Below are 25,141 nucleotides of genomic sequence, written 5' to 3'. Positions count from 1 at the left end.
CTGATAGAATGTCCCGGCCCGCCTCCGGGGCAGCGACAGGAAGGGCCTAGAATGGGCAGCGATCCAAATGAGGCACCCTCGGAAGGCTACACGGTAGTGGTCGACGATAACTCCCATTACCAGGACCCCGACTATAGGCGAGTCATCACCGGCTTCGCCACGGCGGACGAAGCTTTGCAGAAATGCCGCAGCATTGTCGACGCGTGCCTGGCGGAGTGCGCAGAGCCGGGCGACACGGCGGACCAGATACTCAGAGGCTATCAGTTCTACGGCGACGATCCGTGGATAAGAGGTTCGGACGTGCGGTTCTCGGCATGGGATTACGCCGAGGAGAACGCCCACAGGTTTGTGAAGTAATGGCTGGTGCCCGGACCGGTGATCGAACGCGAGGCACAAATTTCTCATATCGCGTTGGTGGTTTTTCGGCACCTTGCGCCTCGTTCGCTCTATCAAGGGTTTCGTCGATTGGCTGGGATCTCCGCCGGCCTTAATCCATGACCCCGATTTGCGTGGTGCCTTCGGCGCGAAGCTTATGAGCTAACGGTCAGCTTCGGAATTTCGACTGGTGCGGTTCGGTCTTCGAAAGACCTTTAGCGAGGCCAAGCCGCCCTCGACGCTTGCCGAGCGTGCTACTTGACATCTTGACATGTCGCATTCTTTTTGACACGCTGCCAATATGTCTGGAGATGAACTCACGCTCGAAGAGCTGGGCAAACGCACTGGCGTTGAGCCTCGCACGTTACGCTCCTGGGTGAGCGACGGGTTACTCTCGCCGCCGCTCAAGTCCGGGCGGGGGGCGCGATATCCAGCCAGCAACATCAATCGCGCGCTGGCAGTTCTGGCGCTCAAGGACATTCACGGGCTTTCAATGTCTGAAATCGGACGCCGCTTCATGGTCGCGGCCGAGGACCAGTTGCTGGAATGGGCTTCAGAGAGGAGCCCCACGTCCGCGCCGCGCGGATCGGCGCGCGATTACCTGAGCCGCATCCAAGGGCGAAGCACCTCGCCTAAGTCGGCCCGGCGATCGACAGCCGCGTCTGCAAGCTCGCCATTCGACCACCAACCAGCACCAGTTCCACTAAAGCCGCAATCCGGCCCACGTGGCGAACGCTCCGGGGGTCTGGCGAACATAGAGCGGCTGATACTGCAACTCGAACAACTGCTCCAATCCCCAATTCCTAGACGGTCAAGGGGAGCCTTGTGGACACGCATCTCGGTCACGCCCGACCTCGAGTTCTCGGTTCGCGGAGACCTCGAACCCCGGGAGCGGATCCTGTTTGAACAACTTGCGGATCAGTTTCGCGCCATTTTGACTGGAGGGCCCAGGAATGACTGATGTGACACTCGCCGCCGCCGCTACCTTCGACCGGACGCTTTTCTGGAAAGGTGGGGACTCCGTTCGCTTCCTGGTTGCGAGACTGACGGCTCGCCGACTGGACAGCCAACCCCTGGCTGAACGGACGGGGCTGAACATCAGCCTTGTGATTGATGCGAGCGGTTCGATGACCGGCGGAAAGCTGGAGGCAGCCAAGGAAGCAGCGCTCGGGCTGGCCGAACGCCTGGGGGAACAAGATCGACTCACCCTCGTCTCTTTCTCGTCAGATGTGCAGGTACATCTCGACGCAATGCCGGTCACCAAAGAAAACGCTGCCCGGATCCGCTCGGAAATCTCAATGCTGGAGACCCGTGGCATGACCTGCCTTTCTGGTGGATGGTTCGCAGGGGTCGAGTGTGCTGCCCGGATCCTAGAAGAGGACTCTCGGATGACGCCGCGGGTCATCATCCTGAGCGACGGCCACGCAAACGAAGGAATATGCGATCGGGAAGAGCTTCGTGAACATGCCGGCGAACTCAGGATGCGCGGGATTCTAACGTCAGCTCTCGGCATTGGAGATGATTACGACGAGCAGTTGCTGCGTGGAATCGCGGAGAGTGGCGGCGGCCGCCTTCACGATGCAGAGCACACCAGCGAGATTAGCTCAGTCCTTCTAGGCGAGCTTGAAGATATCTTCGGCACACTTGTCGAAGACGCGCAGATCACGTTCACCGTGCCGGAAGGCGTGGGCATCCGTGTACTGGGCAAATTTGATGCGGAGCTTCACAATGGCCGGGTCCAGGTTCCCTTGGGCCCGATTCAGAACGGCATAGAGCGCGTGGCAGTCCTTGAAGTGAAATGTCCTAAGGCGCCGCCCGCTGAGGAACTGAGATTTGAGTTAAGTGCAACCGGGCGCTCAGTGGATGACGGATCAGGGCTGGAAACCACGGGTGCTTCTGCCACCCTCGTCGCTTCAGACGGGTCAGCCAACAAGGGCCAGCCGCGAGACCCCGAGATCGCCGAGATCGTTGCCCGTACGTGGAGCGCGCACGTCGTCTCCACTGCGGCGCGCATGAACCGGGAACGAGCATTTAAGGATGCCAAGAAATATATTGAAGGAGAATTGCGCCATTTCCGCCGCTATGTGGAGGGAATGGAGCGCGCGCAGGATATGATCCGCGAGCTGGCGATGCTGGCGCGAAACGTCGACCGCGAATTCTCGCCCCGGATGGCAAAGGAATTAGTCGTTCAATCTTCGCTGGCCATGGAGAGCAGGGTAGACCGGCGAGGCACCGGGAAGGCTTCTTGGAGCGCTCGAATGAACCGCGGCGACTAATCTGCAACACAGTCATGCTCTCGTCTCACGGACGTGCGCTCGCTTGTCCTTGATGGCTACTCCAAAGGAAGACGCATGAGCATTGAACAAACGCTGGCAAGACTTTCCAGCATGACTTCGCAACAGCGCGATACCCTGCGAAAGAACGCGGTTGAAAAGCTCGCGAGCGGCGATCCCAAGTGGATTGATGACGCTCACAAACTTCTCGCAGCCCTGGGTGATTTCGACGCTTCTCAAGAGCGGATCTATAGCGAGGGACGGCGCAAGCAAATTTCTGCGCTTGAAGCCAAGTCAGATGCCGAACGGATTGTTGTTGCATTCAAGCTAGACCCCCCAAGCGAAATCGAGGCAAAGTTAATCGGTTCGCTATTGGAGCATCCCGACAGCACTTGCGCAGAGCTCTCGTCCCACATGGGCTGGGCGCCGGGGGACTTGGGATATGGGGTTTGGCTCGGTCTGCTCCCAGCGGATGAACGTCCTGTGGCCGTTGGAGCCTATTTGTTCGTGAGGAAAAGCGGGGTTTTATCCGCTTTCTCACTGTGCAGCGGCGAACCGACGATCAGACAATTCGATACACGTTGAAGCCAGAGGCAATCGAGGCTTTCAAGCGCCTTGGTAACTGACGGATTGGAGAGCGCATATGTGGAGGGCGCTTAGAATTACTGGCTTTCGGCCAGACAACCAGCAAAGCTTGCTCCATGCGCACAAGCCATTCGCATCCACTGCAGATTGCATCTGTGCAGGCTCAGCCTGGCTTCGGCCACGTCGGCATTACCTTCTGCCCAGGGAAAAAACAGCCTTCTGGCCTGACTGGTGGATGGGACCGCGACTTGGGCCTCGATCTGCAGGCCATTCGCGAGTTCGGCGCGACAGCCGTGGTAACCCTCATTGAGCAGCACGAAGTCGAAACGCTGCAGGTGAACAATGGGCGAGGAGACTTCGCGCCGACACATGGATTGGCTGCACTTGCCCATCCGGGACATCTCGGTACCAGGTCCTGAGTTCGAGCAGGCTTGGGACATACATGGAGAGGGTCTTCGAGCAAGGCTTCGCAACGGGTTTAACATCCTTGTTCACTGCAAGGGCGGACTTGGGCGTGCAGGTACAATTGCGGCTCGCCTGCTCGTGGAGCTGGGCACCGGACGAGAAGAAGCAATCAAGGCGGTTGGCGGTCGGCGATGCGGTCGGCACTACTCTCGAGTTCAAGCAGAGAGACTCCTATCCGCTGCTGACGGACATGATTGGCGGCGGGCCCTTTCGCTTGAAGCCGGGCGAGTGGACAGATGACACTGCGATGGCTCTCGCTCTTGCCCAGAGCCTGATCGACTGCGGGGACCTTGATCCAGCGGATTTGATGAAACGCTTTGTCCAGTGGCGAAAGGACGGCGCTTACTCCTGCACAGGCACCTGCTTCGACATCGGAATGACCGTGAGTTCAGCGCTCAGCCGCTGGCAACGCACGGGCGATCCCTTGGCCGGCAGCACAGACCCAGACACCGCGGGTAACGGCTCCCTGATGCGGCTGGCTCCGGTCGCTCTGTGCTATTTCGGCGACCGGCAGAAGCTGCGCCAAGTGGCTGCTGATCAGAGCCGCACAACCCATGGCGCACCAGAGGCTGTCAGTTCATGCGTCGCTTACGCCGAACTCATTGCGGAAGCGATCGAAGGATCACCGAGAGGGCAAGTACTTAAACCACGTGACGGCGATTACGCACACCGCATCGGCAAGATCCTCGATGGATCCTGGCGTGGCAAGCCCCGCGAAGAGGTCAAATCAAGCGGCTATGTGGCGCATTCGCTTGAAGCTGCCCTCTGGAGTATCGGCCGGACTGCTGACTTTCGATCGGCGATCTTAACTGCCGCTAACCTGGGCGAAGACGCGGACACGACCGCTGCCATTGCTGGCCAACTTGCGGGCGCGCTCTACGGCGCGAGCGGAATACCCGACGATTGGCTTCAGAAAGTAGCCTGGAGAGATGAGATCCAGAAGAAGGCGTTAGAGCTGCTTCGCATCTGAACGTGATTTGGCAGCCGGGTGGGAAACACGGGCAGGGCAAAGCATCGCAGCTGGCGTTTTGGCCAGCTGCGTTGTCCCGCGCTTGAAAATCAGCGGGGTTTGAGTGCGACGGCAGCAGCCCATAATGTCAAAACTAGGTTCTGGCTCATCGTCACACCTTGATCAATAACCCGATTTCAGCGTTAGTAACTGGCGATAGAGTTACATAACCCTACGTTTGAAGCCAGGTCCATAATAACAATGGAGGCGATCGATAAACTAGCGCACCCGGTGGGCGAATTACTCTCCTGAAAAAAACACTTTGATTTCTGCGTCGGGCTGGATGTCAGGATAATCAGACTGGTTGATCACCCATGTCCGTAAATACTCTTTGATTGTGCGGCGCGCAGATTCTCGCGCGAAGTTTTTAGTCTTCTGGCTACTCGCTAAATCGCGTAGCTCGGGCCCGATAGCACGTAGGGCCGCGTCTCGCGTCCCCTGATCAGGCACGAACCAGCAGCTCTCTTCGGCGCCCTTCCTGAGTCGCTCAAAGTCAATTGGCACCGGCAACGACGGCTCTAACTGCGGGACATGTGCGATGAGCGCACCATCATGATAACGTAGCGGCCACTTGGAGGCGAGACGCACCCGGTAAGTAATTTTGTATGGAGCAGTCCAGCTAGCTTTTTCGCGGCAGTATGAAAATTTTTGGCCCAGAATTTCGGGATCGAAGGCCTTGGGAAAATTTCGCGTCCCAGTCACGGAGGCCACTTCGAGCATGCCTCCCTTGGTGCGAACGACTACGGGAAAGTCGGTGTCTGCCGATCGCCCTTCTTCCTTCACCTCGACGACTCCGAAGAGGCTGGGGAAAAACTCTGTTACCGCTCGAAGTACCGCGTAAATGGCAAGCAGCAAGAGGAGGATACCTGCCAAGCCTTTGACCATTTTGTTCATGAGATTCCGCCTTTTGCGAAGGGAGGCGAGGCCTGACATCCTACCGACGGATTGTCCATGGAATGGTCACGGTCGTGAGACACAACATTCTCCAGTCCATTTGGAGTGCGGCATTCACTAGAAGCCGATCGAGCGATTAGTGGTTCGCGCCTCGGCTTCCAGAAGCAGCCACCGAACAAGTATGGATGGATCCCGCTCCCCCAGGATTGCGGCACGCTTCGCTACCACGGAGAAATCGCCGGGCGTTTGGTCATGTAGTCCGGTGCCCGCAGGAAGCTCCGTCCCGAAATAATTACGGAACAGCGCGGAAGCCCGCCCGTGATCAAGAGCGCGAAACTCAATTCGCATTGTGAAGCGCCGTTGCGTGGCCGGATCGAGCTGGTCAGCCAAGTTGGTAGTCGCCACGAAGGGGCACTCCAGCGCCTCCATCTGGCGAAGCATCTCATTCACCATGCTGCGCTCCCAGCCGCGGGTCGCGTCGCGCCGGTTCGTGAGAAAATCGTCCGCCTCGTCGATCAGAAGAAGCGCCCGGGCCTGGGACGCCTTACGAAACGCCCGGGCGATGTTGGCTTCCGTTTCTCCGACGTACATGCCGAGCAGATCGGAGCCACGCTTATCTATAATTTCAACGCCTAGGCGCTCCGCGAGGTGGCGAGCATAAGCGCTCTTTCCTGTTCCGCTGGGGCCTGACAACAGCAGGCTCCACCCTCTCTCAGGAGCCTTTGAAAGTTGCCGCGCGAGAGCCTCGAGATCGGTGTCAGCCACGGCTAGCGTGGGGTCGTAGGCGGACGGCAGGCGGAAGGGCGCTGGTGGGCGCCCTTTCGTCACCGTAACAAGCCCCTCGCCGATCAACCATGCCTCTCCCCCGCCCCCGCCAATCTTCTTTGCGCCCTGGACTGCGCTGGCGAGCAAGGCTGGTGCCGCGGGTAGGGAAGCTAACCGGGCCACATCCTCTTCGGTCAAGCGAAGCCGCGTTTTCTTCGCATGTCGTTCAATTATCCGGTGGCGGACAGGAAGAGGTGGCCGCGGAAATTCAATGGCAATACTCATGCGGCGGATGATCGACTCCTCAAGCAGACGGGGCTCGTTGATGATCCAAACGGTCGGGCGCTCGCCTTCCTCGACAAGCCGATTGAGCCACAACTTCGACCTGCGACCTCGACTATCGTGATCTCCTAGCTGAAGAATATCGTCCGCCTCATCCATCACGAGGAGTCGGGTGGGACAGTTGCGAGTGAGCGCCCTCAAGACTGTGAAATGGGCGATGCGACCACGGCGACTGGGCTCCTGCCCAGCTTCGTCGCTCAAACCCGCAAACACCGCCCGCATGTTCGCGCGGCTCGCTAGCAGCCGGGCAAACTCGGTCTTCCCCGTTCCTGGGGGGCCGTAAAGCAGGATGGACGCACCTGACTGACTTCCGACGAGCTTCTCGGCGATCTCCCGCTGCGGGCCGATGTGGGCGAAATCTTCCCAAGCCAAGCTTGAACGAGCCGCGGCAGGCATAAGCTGGTGGCTGAGGCGCGCTGGACCCGACGGCGATCGAGCAATTCGCGTAAGGAAATCGCTCGCAGAGACTTCACCGTCACCATCGTTGTCGACGAGGCCGGTGTTTGATAGCCGCGAGCCCGGCGCGAGCCGTTCTTCGATCCTGCTAGCTCGCAGTCCAGTCAGGAAAGAGATGCGCCCGCTGCTCGGCTTACGCCCTGTGCCGGGTAGCGCGGTCAGAAGCTCCGCCCATTCATCGTGCACCGCTACGCGTGCCAAGATGGCAAGGAGCGCGCGTTCTATCTCGTCGAGTCCAAGCGTCTGGGCCAGCCACTCAACCCGGCGATCGAGGGGGGCGGCCCTCGGTCTCCGGTGGGGACGATACACGAACGCTAAATCCCCGAGCAAAGAAGAATAGCGAGCAGCAATCGGTCGCTCGAGTTCCTCCTCATCTTCAATCTGGTGGTCCGGCCTGGCGATATGTTCGTCGAACACTTCAAGCATCTGCTTGCCACGATCGCGCAGCTGGTGCGGTGACATGCGCTCCACGGCATCGCACCAGGCTGACACAAAGAGCGCGGCCTCGATGGGGGTCACGAAGGTGCTGTCGGAAGATCGGTGGTGGCGCGCTCTAGGACGCCGGCGAGTGTGCTGGTTCATTCGACGGAGATAACGGTAATCTACGACAGGATCGGTCGCCCGAAAATCGTTTGCGACGACACACTACAGTTCCTCAGGCCGGCGGTCCCGAGCAAAAAGTCTGGCGATGGCCGTCCGCCTTTAGGTCACCCCTCGGCGCTTCAGCCATGCCTGTCGGTCGACTGCATAGAGCTTTTCGCCTTTCGCCGGTTTCGGATCTACCGAAGGTGTCATGTCGAGCTTTTCCATGATCGAAACGCTGGCGCTGTTTTGCTCGTCAGCACGTGAGATTACGCGCAGCAAACCCCGGACGAAAAATGCCATGTCGAGGACTGCTTGAGCGGCTTCTGTCGCGAACCCCCGCCCCCACGCGTCGTGGCGCAGACGCCAGCCAATTTCAACTTCGCCGACTAGATGGTCCGGAACCTCGTAGCGGAGGTGATCAAGGCCGCAGAATCCGAGAAAACGCTGTGTTGCACGCTCCTCCAAGACCCACAGCGTGTAGCCAAACTCTTCGTAGCAACGCTCAAACCACCGGATGTCCTCGCTCACTTCCCATGGATCCTGAACCCCCCCGAGGTAGTTCATGACCTCGCCAGTGTTGCAGAACTGTTGATAGGGCTGCTCATGTCGCGCCTCCCATGTTCTCAGGATCAAACGTTCGGTCTCGGCTACGATCGGCATGTTCGCTATTCCTTCAATTTATCGGTTCGCTGGGTGACAGGCACCACTCCACTACATCCCACTCGGACTTGCCGTCAGGCCATGGGCTCCAACGCCAGTGGAAGGCGGGAGTTGGGCCAGCCTCGCGCCCGTTTCGGAAGCGGACTATAATCTCGGTCTTTGCCTCCACCGGGCAGTCAGAACCGCGGTGCTTGTGCCAGAGGGTGTCGCTCATGAGATCGCTGTTTCGCCGTGACTGGAGAAACCGAGCGGCTATAGGTTTCCAATGACAGATCCGGTCGCAACTCGCTCTGAAACGACTCCGAGAGGCGAGGGTGCTCCATGACGGAGAGGATGGCCAAGCTCGACCGGATCCTGACGCTGGTTCACTGCCTCGCCGATTCGAACGAAGGCCTCACACTTGATGAGATGGCGGAGAGCCTTGGGGTCAATCGGCGTACGGCCGAGCGCATGCGCGATATTATCGCACGACACTTCGAACTCGATGAACGGACCGAAGAGCGCCGCAAGCGCTTCCGCATAAGGGGCTCGCTTCGCCGGTTCTATACGCGCCCGAATGCACCTGAGATTGCAGCCCTCCAGACCGAGATCGATGTCCGCAAACGGGAAGGTGCGCCGCAAGCCCGGCTTCTCGAGAGCCTACTTGAGAAAATCAAAAGCGCATTCGACGGCCAGGAGAAGAGCCGGATCGAGCCCGACCTGGACCCCCTGGTCAATTTGCAGCGGAGCCTCTTCACGCCCGGGCCGATGGTTCAGACCGATCCGGACGTCCTGGCGACGGCCCAGCAGGCAATAGTAATGGGGCAATGCCTCGAGTTTGACTACCAATCGGACGGTTCGGATCGGCCCAAGTGGCGTCGTGTCGCAGCTTATGGACTGATCCATGGCCCTGTGAGTTACCTTGTCGGGCATCTTCCGGACTATGCCGATCCAGTCCCTTTCCGCCTGGATCGAATGCAGAATGCGCGCGTGTCCGATCTAGCCGGAGCGCCCCCCAATGATTGGAGCCTCGACGCGTGGATGGAGCGCAGCGCCAGCATCTGGCGGGAGGACGAGTACCCGATAGTTCTTCGGGTTTTCCCAGACTCGGTGGAGCTCGCTCGCCAGTGGCGCTTTCATCCTCGGCAGGTGATCGAGGCGGACGGCGATTGTCTCGTTGTCAAATTCCAGTCGGGGGGCCTGTGGCAGATCGCAGATCAGGTTTTTTCCTGGGGAGGTGGGATCGCCATCGTTGGTCCTGAGGAGTTGCAACAGGTGATGCAACAACGGTTCGAGGCCTCGACCCAAAATCTGAAATGACCGCCTCGGCACGCGTCAACGAACCAAATTTTCAGTCAAAGTTATGATCTAGGGTCGAGAATGTATTTCCGAAGATATGCTTAGCGCCGCATACGCCTAGTTCAAGTCGCCCACCCGAAGCTCCTTGTACCAATGTCCGTATATCTGACAGAACCGGAGCGCTATCGCAGAGACGGTGTCAATACGATTTTGACTAAAATCAGTATGCCCAATGTGCCTGTTAGACAGGTACCCGAGGTCTGCCGCGCCCCTGTCCGTAGGAACAGCCTTTTTCCAATAAGGCCAGTCTACAAATTCGCTAACGAAGGAGCACTGGCGAATTTCTTCCGGGCTCTTGAACCCGAAACGCACATCTTCATCCGGAAGAGTGTTCATTTTGTCGACCGGAGGCGTGTTGCCATCGGAACGGTTTGCCTCGAACGGCCAAGCGCGCAGATTTCCGACGGAACTGATCCACCATTTAACGCTCGGGGGAATGTCGTGTTTTTTTCTGATTAGGCTCTCAGGCAAAATATGATCCCAGTCCCAAGGCCGATTACTGTCTTCAATCGATTCCGGAAGTGAGGGGTCAAAGGCGGGGTACCAGTTGTGTAAGCTTGCCCGCTGCGCATAGACTAATACAGTTTCCCTACCGCCGTGCAAAGATTGGAGGAATCGCCACGCGGCTTGTGCCGTAAAGTCCCCGCTATCGTCAGATTCCTCGGCACCTTGGTCTCCGAAGCGCTCCGGCGATTCCCTACGCATCACCTCAGCTAGCGCGGGGGCGAACTGCTCATACCACCAGTTCCAGCCAGTCCAAAATCCGCCTTGAGGAAAGAATACCGTCGCCTCGCTCCGTGTCTGTCTGGTATTCCCCCGCCCAATAAATCGCTTGGAAACCCTGCCCAAGGCTTCGGGGGAAGGTAGCGGTATCATTTTCAGCCTCGCTTGATAGTCAAGTTGGCAGGCAGAATTGAACCGGGTGGAGTTAAAACGATTCAGAAGTTTCTGATCATCCAGATCTCTTTTTTGAAGGCCGCGCCAAACCGCGGCACATGCCTTCTCCTTATCTGGCGCAAACCATGCGATCGCGGTCAGGAAGCCCAAGGTACGCCGATGCAGTTTTGCTTCAATCTTCTCAACCGAAATGCCTTGATCAAATAGACGGTCTAGCCAGCGCAATAATAATAAGAATACGTCTGGCGAGCGCTGTGCGAGATCGACGACCTGTGTCGGCAGGAGGCGGAAATCCGGCTTACTTACTACAGCATCGGGTAGCGCCAGAAAAGCCCACGCTGAACTGAACAGTCGCTCTGCATCGCACTCGAGAAATGTCTTAAGGGCCTCGCTGAAACTGTCGTCACTCATCTGCCTTCGAAAATCAGCCATGCTCGGCATGGTAGGCATGACAGAGCGGTCAGACTCTTTCTTGTGACGCGCGCTTTGCCGCGCCAAAACCAAACGAACGCACATGGCCGCGATGCGCGAAGGCAACGCGGGGCGGCGGGGAAGGTCCTGCATCCATTGGGCAACCTCGGGCCACCGCGCTTTGATCAGCGAGTAAATTAGCTCTTCGCCAGATAGGGCCGTACCGCTGGCATTGAGGCGGATGAAAAGAAGTTCGACATCGTCCGTGGCTGCTGAAGCAACATTGCCGTTGATCACGGCATCACTTGCTTTACCGATGACGTCCGAGGCATTCATGTGCAGCACCAAAGCAGGAACTTGGTACGGATTAACTGAAAGTAGCGCGTGGAATCTCTGGACCACCCGCCGAAGTATGGCGTTCGATGGCGTATTGGGTTCGAAACACTCTCTCAACGCGATCTGCTGATCCCGCACCTTTTTAAGCGTTTGATCGGCTGGTTGATCTTCTCCAACGGTACCGTCCGGCAGTTCCCGCAGGAGTGGCAGTGAACTCATCTGCTTTTGAAGCTGAATTATTGCCCCATCCACATGGTCTGGGTTTTCGGTTACTGCTTGAATAACGAGTGCGACCGGCACTGGGGCTACCGCGTCCCAAGGCCATACCTCATGCAGGGCGAAGTCAGCGGAGCGGCTTTTGCGCGCACCGCCCAGCACAATTTCAAAGCACCGAAGCGCTGCTCGGATGGCAGCGCTTCCAAGGCGTTCACCTGGGTTTGTTTTGCTATATCCCCATGGGTGGGAGCGAGTGAGCACCCGAAGTATGAACTGCCGGTCGTTCTCTTTCGGCGGCTCGGAGATATCGATCCATAACGCGCCCTTTGCTTCGCTGTCTTGGCGCGCCCAAATCGCGTCAAACCCAAGGGCGATGGCAGTGGCGCGCTGCTGACCATCAAGTAGAAGATGAGTTGCGGCTCTTCGATCTAGAATCGCTGACTGGTACTTGAAATTCTGTCGCCCTAATGCTGCATCTGGCGGGGAAATTGTGAAGGCCCCAATGGGAAATCCACGCAATATCGAATCCCATAGCTCTTCGATCTGACGCACCCTCCAGATCGCACCGCGCTGAAGTGCGGGCAAATCGGCCACTACGTCGCCCCTAACGGCCGGCGGGGTTGCAATTTGCCAGCCAGCGATCTGTGCCAGGGTCAGGAACTTCGGGTCGGACGAAGACGCTACCATGCTGTTTCCGCAATAAATGAGACTGTTACGCTTCTGAGTTGACCGTCGCAACTCGAGGAATCGCTGAACTGGAGCTACTGCAGAGTCGGCGCGCCAGCACGATCATCGCTTCTGTATCCCGGCAGCAATAGTCACTCAGCGCGACTCTCAACTCACGGCGGCGTAAGTCGCTGGTGGCCGGGCTGATGGCTTCAAGATAGGCGATTTGCGCAGCTTGGCCGTCTCCTACAGCAAGAGCTGAATAATCGAGCTCCGGCGCTACAGTCGGGAGGACCGCCTTGATGGACCAGCTGCCTCGCTGTTCTCGATGATACCAGCACGTTCTTGCTACTGGCAGTAGATCCACGACTCGACTGGCCAGTAGCTGGAGGCCCTGCGCAAGATCGGGGAAGCAGGAAGCCAGTTCCAGAATCCGAGCCTTCTCGAAGCTCGCATTATAGCCGATGACGGCGCCGGACTGGGGCAGGTGCGCGAGCAATGCCTCTGCGCACTCTCGTCGGGGGTCGCTGCCATCGAGGTTCAGGAACTCCCGGTGCCTGATCGATCCATCCTCGTCCTCGACGTGCACAGAGAACTGGAAGGGTATCTGCTGGTACGGCCTCGTGCCGACCCATCGCGGGATTGCAAAGGTGATTGTTTCGAAGTCCAGCCAGCTTCGAGGATACTCCCAACCGGCCAATGTGGCGCAAGCCGCATCGCGGTCGTGGAAGATGGCCCCCGTTGCGGTGGCGTCGTAGACTCTTCGATGCAGGGGGCTCTTAAGCTCTGCGGGATCCACTTCAAGAAGGTCTGCAACCCCGCGTTCCAGCCAACGGCGCCCCCCGCCGTTCGGCAACACGGTGACCGGCCAGTCCGGCACCCCGTTGCCCGAGTGGCAGTAATCCGCGAATTCGCACGGGAAAGGGTCGTCGCAGTGGCTTCCAGTCTCGCGCTCCGGCTCGCTGCCCGCGAGGGTTTCCCGGGCTGAAGCCACGATTGCCGACCGCCCTGCTGCCAGCGCTTCCGATGACTCCATGACGGCATCGACGAAGAGCCCGTGGTAATTGCCTGGCTCGCTCAGGACAAAGGTGTTGTCGATGTGTCTGATGGATGCGCTGCTGACCTCCACGCCGGCCCCATCGGCGACCCACAGCTGGGTCGCAAGATCACCGACATGATACTCCTTGGCCCGTGTCGAACTCTTGACTTCGGCCATGTGCCACCGGCCTCCGCCGCGTGGCTCCAGGATGTCGATGCGGACCAAGACGCCCTCGTGTTCTACAGTCGCCTCGAAGATCGGACGAGGAACGGCCGCAGCAAGCAGTTCCCGCGTCCGTTCGAGTGCCGCGGCAAGATCGGGTTCCGCGAGTACCATCTCGCCTCCGGGGCAGAGCTCGCAGGCTAGGGCTCCGACTTCATGTCCTGTGGCAAATCGCGCCTGCGACCCGTCATCATGTACGGCAAGTTGGGGACGGTGGACCGAAAGCCACAGCCGCTTCGGACACTGTTCGAATGCCGTAAGGCGCGACTTTGACAGCCCGGAGCGTGGCCGGCTCGTCATGTCCTGATCTCCAGCAGCCCTTCAGCGGGCCGATCTGCAGATCGCTTCATTCGGGTAGCTGGTGACTGATCGCGTGGGCAGGCAGTCACGCGCGACGGTCCTGCAGAGTCATGGTAGCGGAGGGGCGTGCTGGCGAATGTCATGGACAAGCGCATATCTTGCTGTTGCGACAGAAATGGTCGCACCAACGCTGCTTGGTTATAACACGCGCAAATTTGCCCACGAAATGCAGCGACCCCCGAATCCCTCCGGGGAAGCTCCACCCGATCAGGGGGATTTGCAACAGATAAAGAATGGCCGTGGAATTGTTTGGGCCGACCCCTGTAGGGAAATCCGGATGATTGACCTATGGGATGGAACGCGTTCAACTGTCAGAGAAACCAGATGGGCAATATGGCAATGACGCATCGTTTCCCTTCCGCAAGCCCGCTCCATCACGCAGCGCTGAAGACAAAACAGCGGTCCCTTAGGGAGGGATTCCCGCTTCCGCTCACTTTGAGAGTTCACCGTGCCCTGAGCTGGCTGACACGCGCAGAACAGGAAAAGGACGACGAGGATGTCCGTTTCATCCTGCTCTGGGTCGGCTTCAATGCCGCCTATGCGGTCAACATCGAACAGGAAGCACATAGCGAACGCGGGCGTTTCCAGGCGTTCTTCGGGACACTCGTCGGGCTCGATGCCGCGCACCGCATCTATGACATGGTCTGGGAGCGATTCTCGAACGAGATCCGGCTTCTGCTCGACAACCGGCATGTCTTTGCGGCGTACTGGGCCCACCAGAATGGTGAGGCCGGTTATGCTGACTGGGAGCAAAGACTACAGCGGAGTCGGAACTCGGTTGCCAAGGCTCTGAGAGAGCATGACACGGCCCGGATCCTGTCGATCCTTTTCGATCGCCTTTATGTGCTGAGGAACCAGCTCGTGCACGGGGGCGCAACATGGAACAGCGATGTCAACCGGGGGCAGGTGAGGGACGGCGCCTCGCTGCTCGGGTGCCTCCTCCCGGTATTCATCGACCTGATGATGGACCATCCTGATCAGGCATGGCCGATGCCGCACTACCCGGTAGTCGAGGACTGAGATCGAGTTTGCTCGAGGCGCTTTCGCGCCGCGTCCAGGACGCCTTGTCCGAATTGTTGAGGATGTCGAAGGGCTACCGCCTCGAAGGTCAGTTCCGGCATCCCCCGATCGATCAGCATCTGGAATCCCGCTGACTCCTTTCCGGTGACGAGATCTGCAACCGACTGGAGTTCGCCGTCTCGCGCGATCTTCTGTCGGGTCCGTGCGAGCAGCGTGGTTTTGCCGCGCTCTCGTTTCAGAGCGCCCTCGAGCGCATGAATACTCTGCCAGACGTCATGTTCGAAAGTACCCGGCCTTGCTGACGGCATTACCGAGTACAGTTTCAGAAGAGCCGCATGCTCGACCTTCGAAGCTCCGCTTGCACGCGCATTCTCTGCCAGGCGTGAAAGCTTCTCGGGATCGGAGCAGCTGGCCACGAGGGACAACGCTCGGTCTTCCGGTGATTCGAGCATGCATTCCTCACAGTCGGGTTTGAGACTAGCCAGTACGCCTAGCCCTTCGGGTCCGTTGAATATCAGTCGATTTCTGCCGCGCCAAAGGCGACTGTGGAAACTGGCGCGTCTAAAGGCAACAGTGTGTGAGTATCTAAGGCAGCACCGAAGACAGGCAGGAAGTCCCGTGACCAGGCAGCACGCAGCACCAGTTCTCCTGCCAGCACACGGCGGCCGGCCTTCCGTTCTGGCGCTGTTGAACATGTCAGCCAGTTCGCAGGCAGTCAGCGAGGCTGACATCCAGCAGCTCGTGCAGGACTATCCTGCGTGCCTTCCGATAGCGGAGATCGACCCGCTCTTCGCTGATCCGGTGCCGATCTGTCTTGAACTCAACACGCCGGCAGGTCCGATCGACAACTTCATGGTCACCGCGAGCGGGCTCCCCGTGATCATCGAGTGCAAGCTGTGGCGAAACCCGGAAGGCCGCCGGGAAGTCGTCGGGCAGATCCTGGACTACGCGAAGGAACTGGGACGATGGTCATCTTCTGACCTGCAGCGCGAGGTGGGGCGCCGGCTAAAGCGAGAAGGGAACATCCTGCTTGAGCTCGTGCGTGCAGCTGGCCACGACGTTGACGAGATCGCGTTCAACGATGCCCTGACCCTGAATCTTCGTCGGGGCCGCTTTCTTCTTCTCATCGTAGGTGACGGAATCCGGGAAGGCGTGGAAGCCATTGCGGAGTATCTGCAGGCTCACGCAGGACTGCATTTCACGCTCGGACTGGTCGAATTGCCTGTCTATCTGCTTCCCAACGGAAGCAGGCTGGCGGTCCCGCGCGTCCTCGCCCGAACTCAGTTGATCACGCGGACGGTCGTCCTGGCACCGGAAGGCGCGCAGGTACTCGACGGAGAGACGATGGACGGCGGCCGTCCTGACGATGCAATCGATCCCGCCACTGCTCAGCGAGTCGCCTTCCTCGAAGAGGTCGTTCGAGGCCTTGCCCTCGATGATCCCGACCAGCCTCGTCCGAAGGTCACCCCCAAGGGCTACTGCTATCTCTACCTGCCTGCGCCAGCCAGCAGCTGCTGGGTCGCCATCACGACTAAACCGGGTGCCGCGGGGCTGTATGTGACTTCGAACACGAACACCGTCGGGGAGCAGGCTCTCCAGATGATTACCCGAGAATGGGAAGAGACACGAGACGAACTCGGAGGTCAGGTCGAGCTTCGCCTCGTGAAGGGACAGCGTCCTGTATTCGAGGAAATGCGCAACTTCGGATCAGACCCGCAGGAGATGATCGAGTGGCTGCGGACCCGAGTGAACGACTTCGTCAACTTCTTCCGTCCGCGGATCAAGGCCAACGTTCTCGATATCGAAAGTTCGCCCTGAACAACGGGTGCCTCATAGGTGCGCCGCGGGCTAGCCCGGAACATCCCCATCCCGGTATTCTCCGACGACCCAGATGAAGCTCTGGATGTCGATGTTGCCGCGCGGTTCCAGCGTGGAAATGGCGGTTCGCGTTGTCTCGACGAGATCGAGAAGCGCGATATAAGTGTCGGCATTCGGCTCGGGCGAATATCGATGTCGAAAGTCATGACTCACCCGATCCGCAAAGTCTGCAGTTACCGTCGGCTTGAGAAACATGTGGCGGTGGAAATCCCAGAGGAACGGGAGGTAAGTCAGCAAGGGCCACGAAATGCGCCCATGTTGGGCGACTGACGCGGACATCTCCTGCGCACCAGGCGCGTAGTTCCCTCGGGCAAAGTCTGCCGCCCCGCGCAGGTATCGCCCGCCCGTCTCGCCCAGCAGAGTGTCGCGCAGTCTTGCGGCCTCGAAGGGAGAAAGCATGTTTGTCTGAATACCCCCGCCGGCCACCCGGAGTGCGTCGTCATTGCTGGCGTAATCGGCCTGCCCGGCGGGGAGGATCCGCTGAAGTCGTTCGGCAGCTCTGTGCTTGTATTCGCGTTCCCTCCCTTGGCTCATCGCACCGTGGAAGCCCTCAGGGAAAAACCGCAAGTAGCGCTGAATGGCTCCATCGAAACCCACGTAGTCTGGGTGGAGGCGGCCGGCTTCATTTCGCAGACGAACCAGAAGGCGCTGCTCGTCAGCGTCATCAAATAGGGCAACCCGCTTGCCGCCGAGAATCACGGCGCCGCTGAAACCTCCGTCCTTGACCGCCTGCCACTTCAGGGTGGCCTGGCCGTATTTCTCTTCGTTCACCCGCACTTGTCGACTCCCCGCGCAAACCCATGACCCCTTCGCGCCAACGGCGCTCAGCGCTCGTTGATTGTGCGCCAACTTGCGTGAGCCGGTCACATGACCCGCTTGTCGCCCCAGAACTTCGTCACCACGGGAAACCGCGGCACTCCGTCCGGAGTCATGTGGAAAAAATGGACGGTGACCACCTTGTGCTGCTCATTCAGCAGTTCAACGGCTCGCTCTTTGCTCCCCTTGATCCCGGCACCGAAAGTGCGTCCGTCGGGCAATCGGCAGATAACGCTTTTGGCCATGCCAGCCCAGTTTCCGATGCCCTCCTCAATCGAGACTACCTCGAATTCTGCATCCTGAAACTCCTTGCGCTTCATCAGCGTCTTCGAGCGCTTCTGCTCATATTGCGCGTCACCGCGCCACATGGAGCCCTCATAGCCGGCCTCCAGCCACTCGCCGTGAAGCTGATCGTATTGCCCCTCGTCCTCCACACGCTCCGTATCGGCAAGCTGAACGGTCCCTAGTGACGGGCCCGCGATCACATCGGCCAGTTGCGCGTAGCGGTGGCTAAAGACAGCTTCCGACGAAGGGAGGTCGTAGGCGTGATACTGCACCAGCTCTCGCGAACGAGCGAGGTGATCTGCATCAGGTTCCTTTTTGCGCACCAGACTGATGATCTTGTTAAAGTCGTCCCTCAAATCGTGGTTATATAATTCGCCATCGATTATGAGGTCGGGGTGGCTAGCGAACACCCGCAAAAGCTCTTCGTGAACATGCGGAGCGCCAAGAATGGGCTGGCCTTCACGAGTGAAGAGACCTTCCTGGCGAGCGACGCAGCGCACTCCGTCCAGCTTGGGTTGCGCAAAGCCAGGGGCAAACGTCTCGTATTTCCGTGCGAGCATCGGCTTGAAGAACCGAGGCGCATCAATTTCTGATTCGCTCTCGAAGTACTCGCGCTTCAAGTGATGCGCATACGCCGACCGTATCTCGAATTCGGTCTGTTGGAGGTCGTTGCGCCGCTGCTTTCCCTCAGGATGTATCCAACCGGTGGCCACGGTCGCACCGCCCTTAACGCCAGATAGGATCCGGTAGGAACTTCCAGATTGCTCAATCTGCCATACGCGCACGTTGCCGGTGCTATCGCGCTTATAGATTGGGCGATGAATCACTGAAGCCTCGCTCAAGTTTCGTTCTCCTTCGATGACCTGCCAACCCGAAGCGATGGAGCGCTCGCAAGCAACGTTGCGATGCTCTCGAAGGCTGCATGTTCATCAGCAAAGTCCTCGTCCGCGAGCTTTTTGCGAACAGCTTCAAGCGCGGACTGGCTTTCCCCATTTGCGATGCTGGCATCTGCGCCCGCAGTCAGCAACAGTTCGACAACCTCCAGGTGTCCCTGCTCGGCAGCTCCAAATAATGGCGTGGCGTCATACCCGTCGGTTGTCACGGCGTTTGGATTGGCTCCTGCATCCAGCAGCAACCTGACGACGGAGGAATGTCCGTTATAAGCAGCGCTCATCAGCGGGCCCCATCCCTCTGCGTCGAAGAGTTCAGTGTCAGCACCCGCCTCGAGAAGGGATGAAATCACCTCATCATTCCCCTGCTGGGCAAAGAACTTGAGCGCAGTGTTACCCGCGCCGTCAGCGATATTTACCCGCACACCTCGCTGAACTAGCAGTAGCGCCATTTCCCCCTGGGCTTCACGCCCCGCAGAGAGCAGCGGCGTCGAAGCTGTCCAGTCTCCCAACTCGATGCTCTCAGGCAGGTCTAGATCGGGATCAGCACCTAATTCCAGCAAAGCCAGTGCGGCCTGAGAATTGCCACTTGCTACTGCGGTCATCAACGCCGTGTGCCCGTTGTTCATGCGATGATTCACCTCAGCGCCGGCCTTGATCAAGGCGTGCACCGCTTCGGGAAAATCATACTGAGCCGCATGGCTGAGAGGCGTTATTTCTCGCTTGGCAGGCCGGCCCTCGTGAGACAGTCCATCATGCAGTGTGGGTAATTGCGGATCAGCACCGTGATCCAAGAGCAGCTGAATCATCTCGAGATTGTAGGTCACGATTGCGCTGGCGAGCGGGGTTGTGCCTGCTAAAGACCGCCGGTCAGGGTCTGCCTTGTCGTTCAACAGGAACCGCGCAACATCCACACTGCCCGATCTGACGGCCATCTCAAGGACGGAAACGCCCCCATATAGAGAATCCCGTTCTGTTGGGGACATCTGCTCCCAGGCTTCGCGAAAGGCTGCCAGATCACCGTCTTGCGCGCGCAGCACTATCTCAGGGACACTGTACTCCTGGTCCTCGTGGTCGTCGTCGGCCTCAGCCTCGTCGCTTCCGCCAATACCTAGCGCTTCCATATTCGCAGTGAGCATTGCGATCAGCTGGTCTACATCTGTTTCGTCCCTGTCGTCGCTCGGATCGGTCAGAACTTTGCCAGCGGTTTTGATGTTCGCCAGCAAATTATCGAGGATCTCAGCACGCGGCTGATTGCCCGTGAGGACAGGATCAGCATAGGTCTGGAACCATTGATCAACCGCATCCGGGTCGAGCGCCCACACAGCGGCGATGTTGTTCAACGAGGTGCGCTCCGACGGGTGAAGCTCTCCGTCTGCCTCTGCCACCTGCATGCCCACAATCAGTGCTACTTTTCGCACAAACGGGTCGCTAATCTTGCGGGCGGTCTCCTGCTCTAGAGCCAACAGATCATTCGAATTCGCGATGGCAGCTCGCTTCTCAACCAAGCCCAGGAGGTCTGGATGGACGTCGGACAGAAGATCTCCCACATTGTGCTCGACGGGAGTGTCCGCCGAGAAAAGTTTCCTGGCTTCCTGGATATCTTGGGTTAGCTCGTAGAGTTCGATGGCTTCACGAGCGGCAAGAATTCGGCCCGTGCCGCCAATATTTTCCTGTATGCCTCTCAGCTCATCCTCGGACACCGTATAATCCCCGGCGCAGATGAGAAATGCACACTCAAGGATGTCGATAATGTTCCGATCGAGCGTCATGCAATCTCCTTAAAATCCAGAGTTTCAGATAGCACTTTTCCCCAAGATTAGCAATTATTTACGCGCAATTTGGCGCTAAAAAAGCGACCTATTTGCCTACCCGGCGAGCGCTTAAAAAGCGGCGCGGGGAGGCGCGCAGTGCACTACGGGCAGCGAGAGAGAAGCGGGTAAAAACATGCGTATTCTTCACACGAGTGACTGGCATCTGGGGCGCCAGTTTAACGGCATCTCGCTCGAGGAAGATCATCAGGCAATCCTCGATCAGGTGTTAGCAGCGATCGACGTCCGCAAACCGGACGTACTCATTATTGCCGGCGATATTTTTGATAGAGCGGCTCCACCGGCGAGCGCGGTTCGCCAGTTGAACAATTTCGTGAAACAGGTGTGGGCGGACACCAGCACTGCGATTGTGATGATTGCCGGAAATCATGACTCGGGTGATCGCGTCGGTGCGATGGGGGTGCTCGCGGCAGGAGGCCGAGCGCTGATCAGTGGCCCACTCGACCCGGTTATCCAACCGCTCATCATCCAACACGAAAGCGGACCGGTCGCTTTTTCCGCCCTGTCTTTCGGGTTTGAATATGCGGCGCGCGAATGCTTCGGGAATGAGGACATCAATTGCCCTGAACACGTACTCAGGGCCCAGATGAACGCGGCGCGGGCGCAACTACCTCCAGATTGTCGCTGGGTGGTGACGGCGCATGCTTATGTAGAGGGCGCGAGAAACAGCGAGAGCGAGCGATCCCTGGGGCGCACCGTTGGCGGCATCGAGACCGTTGCGCCGTCAATTTTCGAAGGCGCCGATTACGTGGCGCTGGGCCATCTTCATCGTCCGCAAACGGCGGGCGGCGAGCACATCCGTTATTCCGGCTCGCCGCTCGCCTTCGGCTTCGACGAGAGCGAGCATGAGAAATCGATGACGTTCGTCGAGCTCGCTCCTGATGGATCAGTCACCGTTGAACTCTTGCCATTCACGCCGCTGCGACAAGTTCGCACGCTCCGCGGAAAGCTGTCCGAGCTACTCGCCAGCAAGGGGCAGTCTAACGATTTCGTTAAGGTCATTCTCACAGATGCATCGCCTCAGATTGATGCGATGAAACGGATGCGGCAGATCTACCCAAACGCGGTCCAACTGAACTACGAAACGGACGGAGCACCTACCGGCCAAAAGCTGGAAAATGGGCGCTCGTCGCTCGACGCCCCCCAACAGGTCGTCGCGCAATTTCTGGGTGCGGTCCGCAGCCTGGAATTCGCGAAGACGGAACAGGCGATCGTTGATGAAGCTCTCAACGAGTTGGCGATTGAAAGCGACGCAGCATGAAACCGATCAAGCTGGTTATGCAGGGCTTTGGTCCTTATGCAGGCCGCGAAGAGGTCGATTTCCGCAACGCCATCGCCGCTCGCCTGTTTGGTATTTACGGCCCGACCGGATCCGGAAAGTCGTCAATTTTCAGCGCAATCACTTTCGCTCTGTTTGGCCAAGCCGCAAAAAACGAACAGTCGATAGGGACCTTGCGATCCGACCACGCTGCACCGGATTGTCCAACTCAAGTCGAGCTCCTCTTCGAACTTCGCGACAAACTCTACTATGTTCGCCGGCGTCCAGATCAGGAGAGGCCAAAGAAAAATAGTGGCGATGGTTTCACCGCCGATCAACATGCCGCCTGGCTATTCGACGCTACCGGTCTCGAAATCGAGAGCATTGGCCCGGACAATTGCGGCAAGCCGCTCGCCGAAAAAAAAGTGGGCGCGGTTGGCGAAGAAATACACAGGCTGCTCGGCTATGGAGCGGATCAGTTCCGCCAGATCGTCCTTCTTCCTCAAGGGCGGTTTGAAGCATTTCTGGCAGCGAAGAGCGAGGAGCGTCTGACGATCTTACGTTCCCTGTTCGATGTATCGCTTTATCGCAGAATGACCGACAAGATGGTCGCCGATGCGCGGGACTCCGAACTTGCGGTAACAAATGGCCGGACCTTGTGCGGCATCAGGCTTCAGCAAGTGGGATGTGAAAGCGCCGAGGCGCTTCATGATGCGATCCGTAATGCCCAAGAGGAGGCGGGACGGCGAAGCGGCGAGTTGGTGGCAGCGCAAGCCTCACTCGCCGCAGCAAACGAAGCATATGCCACTGCCAAAACTTTAGCCGATCAATTTGCAGCTCACGTCGCCGCAATGGAAGCTCTTGCGTCAATCGAAACGGAGAGCGGCAAAGTCGACGCCTTGAAAGTCCGTCTCGAAAAGGCCCGTGCGGTCCACGGCCTCGCTGACATCGACCGTGAGATGTCGGACGCAGACAGCGCATTGGCGATCGCAAAAGACGTTGCCGACAAAGCAAAGTTGGCAAACGCGGTTGCCGGGGATCAGCTCGGGCTCGCGCAGGTGGCACTGCAAGCGGAAGAAGCCCACTCGGCCGAAACTGCGAAGTTCCTGGCGGAGCGAGATGCGCTGGAACGTCACTCGGAGACTCTTGAGACTGTCGGATCGTTGAGAGACGCATGCGCTGCCAAGGAACGCACAAAGCAGGAGACTTCTGAAAAACTCGACCTCATCAATCTTGATTATCAAAGCCTCGTAGCCAAACAGAAAGCGGATGCGGAGGCGCTCAATCTAGCGAACAAGAATGAGGCACGGCGAGCTAAAATTGGTTCGCGTCTGGAAGTCGCAAAATCTGCGCTTGAAGCCGCAAGAGCCTACGGTGACGCATCACGGCGAGCGGATCGAGCCGTATGTGATTTAGCCGAGGCAAAGATCTTAGCGGAGGATGCACGAGCAGCGCGAGATGCGTCCAAGCAGGTTCATCAGACGGCCACGAATGCGCTGGAAAACGCCCGGGCCCAGATGCTGGCCGAAACCTTGATTGCAGGCGAGGCCTGCCTCGTATGCGGATCTCGTGATCATCCGTCCCCCGCAACAGGCGACGGGAATACAGCCGGTCTTGAGGCGGCAGTTCAAACTGCACTCGCTGATCTCGAGCGCCAGCGGGATGCCGAGAGAGCGGCGATAATGGCGGTCGCGACAACCGAAGGCCAAGCCAAAGAATTGAGGCTAGGTCTATCTAAACTTAGGGCCCCATCCCAATCAGACGTGGAGCTGTCGAACGAAACGGAATCGCTCGAAGCTGATCTTGCTGCGCTTGGGCCAGAGGCCAACGTCCCCAGTATGGAGGCTGCGCTCAAGTCACTTGCTGCCCGCGTGGACACAAAAGCCAATGAGCTAAAATTTGCGCAATCAAACGCCTCCGCGGCCCAGACCGAGCTAGCAGTCGCGCTAAGTTCTCTTGATCTCGCATTACGCGATGTGCCCGAGATCTATCGTGACGCCTCTGTTCTGAACGCAGAGAAGGATCGCCTGACCGTTGCTATCAGCGAGCAACAGGGTGCGCTCGAGACTGCTAGGTCAAATGAGAAGGCGGCCGCTGCTGCCGCGCAGTCAGCACAGAACGAATTTGAAAGCTCAGCCCGGGATTTGGCGAAGGCTGAGGCAGCGTTTGAGAAATGTTCGATCCGGTTAAATAATCGGCTGGCCGACATAGGGTTGGATCGCGAGACTTACGATGTCCACAAGGCGGACATCCAGGAAATCGGAAACCTCTCACAAGCCGTCGCAGAACACGAGCGCGCGTTGGACCAGGCGCGTGGGAGCGTACAGCAAGCGAAGTTAGCTCTTAGAGACCTAGAGCACCCCAACCTCGAGCATTTGGCACAGGTGCTGACGGAGTGCGTGTCAGCCGTAGAGGTCGCCGGCATTGCATCAGCAAACGCCAGTGCGAAGTTTACGCTCTTGCAGGATCTCGAAAAAGAGTTGGCAGCGGAATTTGCCCGCTTGGATCGTCTGGAAGAGGCGACGGGCCCGCTACGCGCGTTAGCCGCTGCGTTCAAAGGCGAAAACAATCTCAAGACCACGCTCGAAAGTTATGCGATTGGCGCAATGTTTGAGCAGGTCGTCGCAGCGGCCAATCTTCGCCTCATCCCGATGTCGTCAGGGCAATATCGCTTCGAGCGCGACAGCGAAAGTGTCAGCGGTCGAAGCAAGCGTGGCCTCGATATTCGTGTCCATGACGTTCACACGGGTCGGACGCGGGACATCAGCACGCTTTCGGGCGGCGAGTCCTTCATAGCAGCTTTGTCGTTAGCGCTTGGTCTTTCTGACGTCGTTGAGATGAGCAGCGGTAACATCCGCCTGGACACTATTTTCATCGATGAGGGGTTTGGAAGCTTGGATACTGACAACGACAGCGGGACGCTCGATCGGGTCCTTCAAGTGCTTCAGGATATTGTCGGGCAGAACCGGTCTGTCGGCCTGATCTCGCACGTCCCGCTCGTCCAGCAAGCGATTCCCAACGGCTTCACAATCCGCAAAACGTCAACCGGCAGTTCGATCGAAGCGCGAACCGGCTGATGACGCGGTGCTACCGCTACGTGCTCATACGATGAAAGATTGTACGTTATCAGTGGTTCTGCCAGCACTTCCCGCCATAATGAGCTTAGCGTGCCGTGGGTCCGCGTGCCCGCGCAGGAGGCCCGAGTTCCGATATCCACTACCGCACCGCGTTCGAGTTCTCTCAGACGCCGAAAAAAGATACCTGGCGT

Annotated in this window: 20 protein-coding genes and 1 pseudogene; 11 read left to right on the top strand and 10 right to left on the bottom strand. The window is 58.5% G+C overall.

Annotation, left to right across the window (positions count from 1 at the left end):
• The first annotated feature begins 51 nt into the window (after positions 1 to 51).
• The 4 genes from E0504_RS01345 to E0504_RS01330 all read left to right on the top strand — a co-directional run bounded on the left by E0504_RS01345 (position 52) and on the right by E0504_RS01330 (position 3,233).
• Positions 52 to 357, top strand: a complete 306-nt coding sequence (locus E0504_RS01345) for a hypothetical protein (protein ID WP_131621160.1) — start codon at positions 52 to 54, stop codon at positions 355 to 357.
• Positions 358 to 676: 319 nt separating this feature from the next.
• Positions 677 to 1,336, top strand: a complete 660-nt coding sequence (locus E0504_RS53975) for a helix-turn-helix domain-containing protein (RefSeq protein ID WP_131621158.1) — start codon at positions 677 to 679, stop codon at positions 1,334 to 1,336.
• Complete coding sequence (locus tag E0504_RS01335; RefSeq protein WP_131621156.1) at positions 1,329 to 2,651, top strand: VWA domain-containing protein; 1,323 nt, start codon at positions 1,329 to 1,331, stop codon at positions 2,649 to 2,651. The genes E0504_RS53975 and E0504_RS01335 overlap by 8 nt, the downstream gene beginning before the upstream one ends.
• Before the next feature lie 75 nt (positions 2,652 to 2,726).
• Positions 2,727 to 3,233: a hypothetical protein gene (locus tag E0504_RS01330; protein WP_131621154.1), complete on the top strand. Its 507-nt coding sequence runs from the start codon at positions 2,727 to 2,729 to the stop codon at positions 3,231 to 3,233.
• Between the two features lie 77 nt (positions 3,234 to 3,310).
• Here the strand turns inward: E0504_RS01330 and E0504_RS51135 are convergent, their stop codons facing one another.
• Complete coding sequence (locus E0504_RS51135; RefSeq protein WP_207912066.1) at positions 3,311 to 3,625, bottom strand: hypothetical protein; 315 nt, start codon at positions 3,623 to 3,625, stop codon at positions 3,311 to 3,313.
• Here E0504_RS51135 and E0504_RS53970 point away from each other — a divergent pair.
• Both E0504_RS53970 and E0504_RS51130 read left to right on the top strand, forming a co-directional pair.
• Positions 3,576 to 3,842, top strand: a pseudogene (locus E0504_RS53970) (hypothetical protein); the annotation flags it as partial. The gene E0504_RS51135 and the pseudogene E0504_RS53970 overlap by 50 nt on opposite strands.
• The gene (locus E0504_RS51130) at positions 3,748 to 4,668 is read left to right on the top strand and encodes an ADP-ribosylglycohydrolase family protein (protein ID WP_373693851.1); all 921 of its coding nucleotides are present in this window, start codon (positions 3,748 to 3,750) and stop codon (positions 4,666 to 4,668) included. The pseudogene E0504_RS53970 and the gene E0504_RS51130, both read left to right, overlap by 95 nt.
• Positions 4,669 to 4,947: 279 nt before the next feature.
• Here the strand turns inward: E0504_RS51130 and E0504_RS01315 are convergent, their stop codons facing one another.
• The 3 genes from E0504_RS01315 to E0504_RS01305 all read right to left on the bottom strand — a co-directional run bounded on the left by E0504_RS01315 (position 4,948) and on the right by E0504_RS01305 (position 8,409).
• Complete coding sequence (locus E0504_RS01315; RefSeq protein ID WP_131621150.1) at positions 4,948 to 5,601, bottom strand: hypothetical protein; 654 nt, start codon at positions 5,599 to 5,601, stop codon at positions 4,948 to 4,950.
• A gap of 117 nt (positions 5,602 to 5,718) precedes the next feature.
• Positions 5,719 to 7,683 carry an ATP-binding protein gene (locus E0504_RS01310; RefSeq protein WP_165938367.1) on the bottom strand — a complete coding sequence of 655 codons (1,965 nt, stop codon included), beginning with the start codon at positions 7,681 to 7,683 and terminating at the stop codon, positions 5,719 to 5,721.
• Positions 7,684 to 7,866: 183 nt separating this feature from the next.
• Positions 7,867 to 8,409 (bottom strand): GNAT family N-acetyltransferase, encoded by a 543-nt coding sequence (locus E0504_RS01305; protein ID WP_131621147.1) that lies wholly within the window; start codon positions 8,407 to 8,409, stop codon positions 7,867 to 7,869.
• A 333-nt stretch (positions 8,410 to 8,742) separates the two neighbouring features.
• On the opposite strand from E0504_RS01305, the gene E0504_RS01300 reads away from it, so the two are divergent.
• On the top strand, positions 8,743 to 9,708 hold the full coding sequence (locus tag E0504_RS01300) for a YafY family protein (protein WP_207912064.1): 966 nt from the start codon (positions 8,743 to 8,745) through the stop codon (positions 9,706 to 9,708).
• Positions 9,709 to 9,804: 96 nt separating this feature from the next.
• Here E0504_RS01300 and E0504_RS01295 read toward each other — a convergent pair whose 3' ends face one another.
• Both E0504_RS01295 and E0504_RS01290 read right to left on the bottom strand, forming a co-directional pair.
• On the bottom strand, positions 9,805 to 12,294 hold the full coding sequence (locus E0504_RS01295; protein ID WP_131621143.1) for a DUF262 domain-containing protein: 2,490 nt from the start codon (positions 12,292 to 12,294) through the stop codon (positions 9,805 to 9,807).
• A 25-nt stretch (positions 12,295 to 12,319) separates the two neighbouring features.
• Positions 12,320 to 13,648: a DUF2779 domain-containing protein gene (locus tag E0504_RS01290; RefSeq protein WP_207912063.1), complete on the bottom strand. Its 1,329-nt coding sequence runs from the start codon at positions 13,646 to 13,648 to the stop codon at positions 12,320 to 12,322.
• 585 nt (positions 13,649 to 14,233) lie between these two features.
• Here E0504_RS01290 and E0504_RS01285 point away from each other — a divergent pair.
• Positions 14,234 to 14,914, top strand: coding sequence for a HEPN domain-containing protein (locus E0504_RS01285; protein WP_131621606.1), 681 nt, complete (start codon positions 14,234 to 14,236; stop codon positions 14,912 to 14,914).
• Here E0504_RS01285 and E0504_RS01280 read toward each other — a convergent pair.
• Positions 14,893 to 15,366 carry a hypothetical protein gene (locus E0504_RS01280; protein WP_131621139.1) on the bottom strand — a complete coding sequence of 158 codons (474 nt, stop codon included), beginning with the start codon at positions 15,364 to 15,366 and terminating at the stop codon, positions 14,893 to 14,895. The genes E0504_RS01285 and E0504_RS01280 overlap by 22 nt on opposite strands.
• Positions 15,367 to 15,532: 166 nt before the next feature.
• Between E0504_RS01280 and E0504_RS01275 the strand changes: the two genes are divergently transcribed.
• Positions 15,533 to 16,732: a hypothetical protein gene (locus E0504_RS01275; RefSeq protein WP_131621137.1), complete on the top strand. Its 1,200-nt coding sequence runs from the start codon at positions 15,533 to 15,535 to the stop codon at positions 16,730 to 16,732.
• A 30-nt stretch (positions 16,733 to 16,762) separates the two neighbouring features.
• On the opposite strand, the gene E0504_RS01270 is transcribed toward E0504_RS01275, so the two are convergent.
• The 3 genes from E0504_RS01270 to E0504_RS01260 all read right to left on the bottom strand — a co-directional run bounded on the left by E0504_RS01270 (position 16,763) and on the right by E0504_RS01260 (position 20,555).
• Positions 16,763 to 17,563, bottom strand: a complete 801-nt coding sequence (locus E0504_RS01270; protein WP_131621135.1) for a hypothetical protein — start codon at positions 17,561 to 17,563, stop codon at positions 16,763 to 16,765.
• Between the two features lie 92 nt (positions 17,564 to 17,655).
• The gene (locus tag E0504_RS01265) at positions 17,656 to 18,735 is read right to left on the bottom strand and encodes a hypothetical protein (RefSeq protein ID WP_131621133.1); all 1,080 of its coding nucleotides are present in this window, start codon (positions 18,733 to 18,735) and stop codon (positions 17,656 to 17,658) included.
• Positions 18,732 to 20,555 carry an ankyrin repeat domain-containing protein gene (locus tag E0504_RS01260; protein ID WP_131621131.1) on the bottom strand — a complete coding sequence of 608 codons (1,824 nt, stop codon included), beginning with the start codon at positions 20,553 to 20,555 and terminating at the stop codon, positions 18,732 to 18,734. The genes E0504_RS01265 and E0504_RS01260 overlap by 4 nt, the downstream gene beginning before the upstream one ends.
• Positions 20,556 to 20,730: 175 nt before the next feature.
• On the opposite strand from E0504_RS01260, the gene E0504_RS01255 reads away from it, so the two are divergent.
• Both E0504_RS01255 and E0504_RS01250 read left to right on the top strand, forming a co-directional pair.
• On the top strand, positions 20,731 to 21,876 hold the full coding sequence (locus tag E0504_RS01255) for an exonuclease SbcCD subunit D (RefSeq protein ID WP_131621129.1): 1,146 nt from the start codon (positions 20,731 to 20,733) through the stop codon (positions 21,874 to 21,876).
• Positions 21,873 to 24,950, top strand: coding sequence for an AAA family ATPase (locus E0504_RS01250; protein WP_131621127.1), 3,078 nt, complete (start codon positions 21,873 to 21,875; stop codon positions 24,948 to 24,950). Before E0504_RS01255 ends, E0504_RS01250 begins: the two co-directional genes overlap by 4 nt.
• Positions 24,951 to 25,141: the final 191 nt, after the last annotated feature.

The organism is Parafrankia sp. BMG5.11 (genome assembly GCF_004337455.1).
The sequence above is the reverse complement of the archived record's forward strand: the minus strand, read 5'-3'. Positions and strand labels throughout refer to the sequence as shown.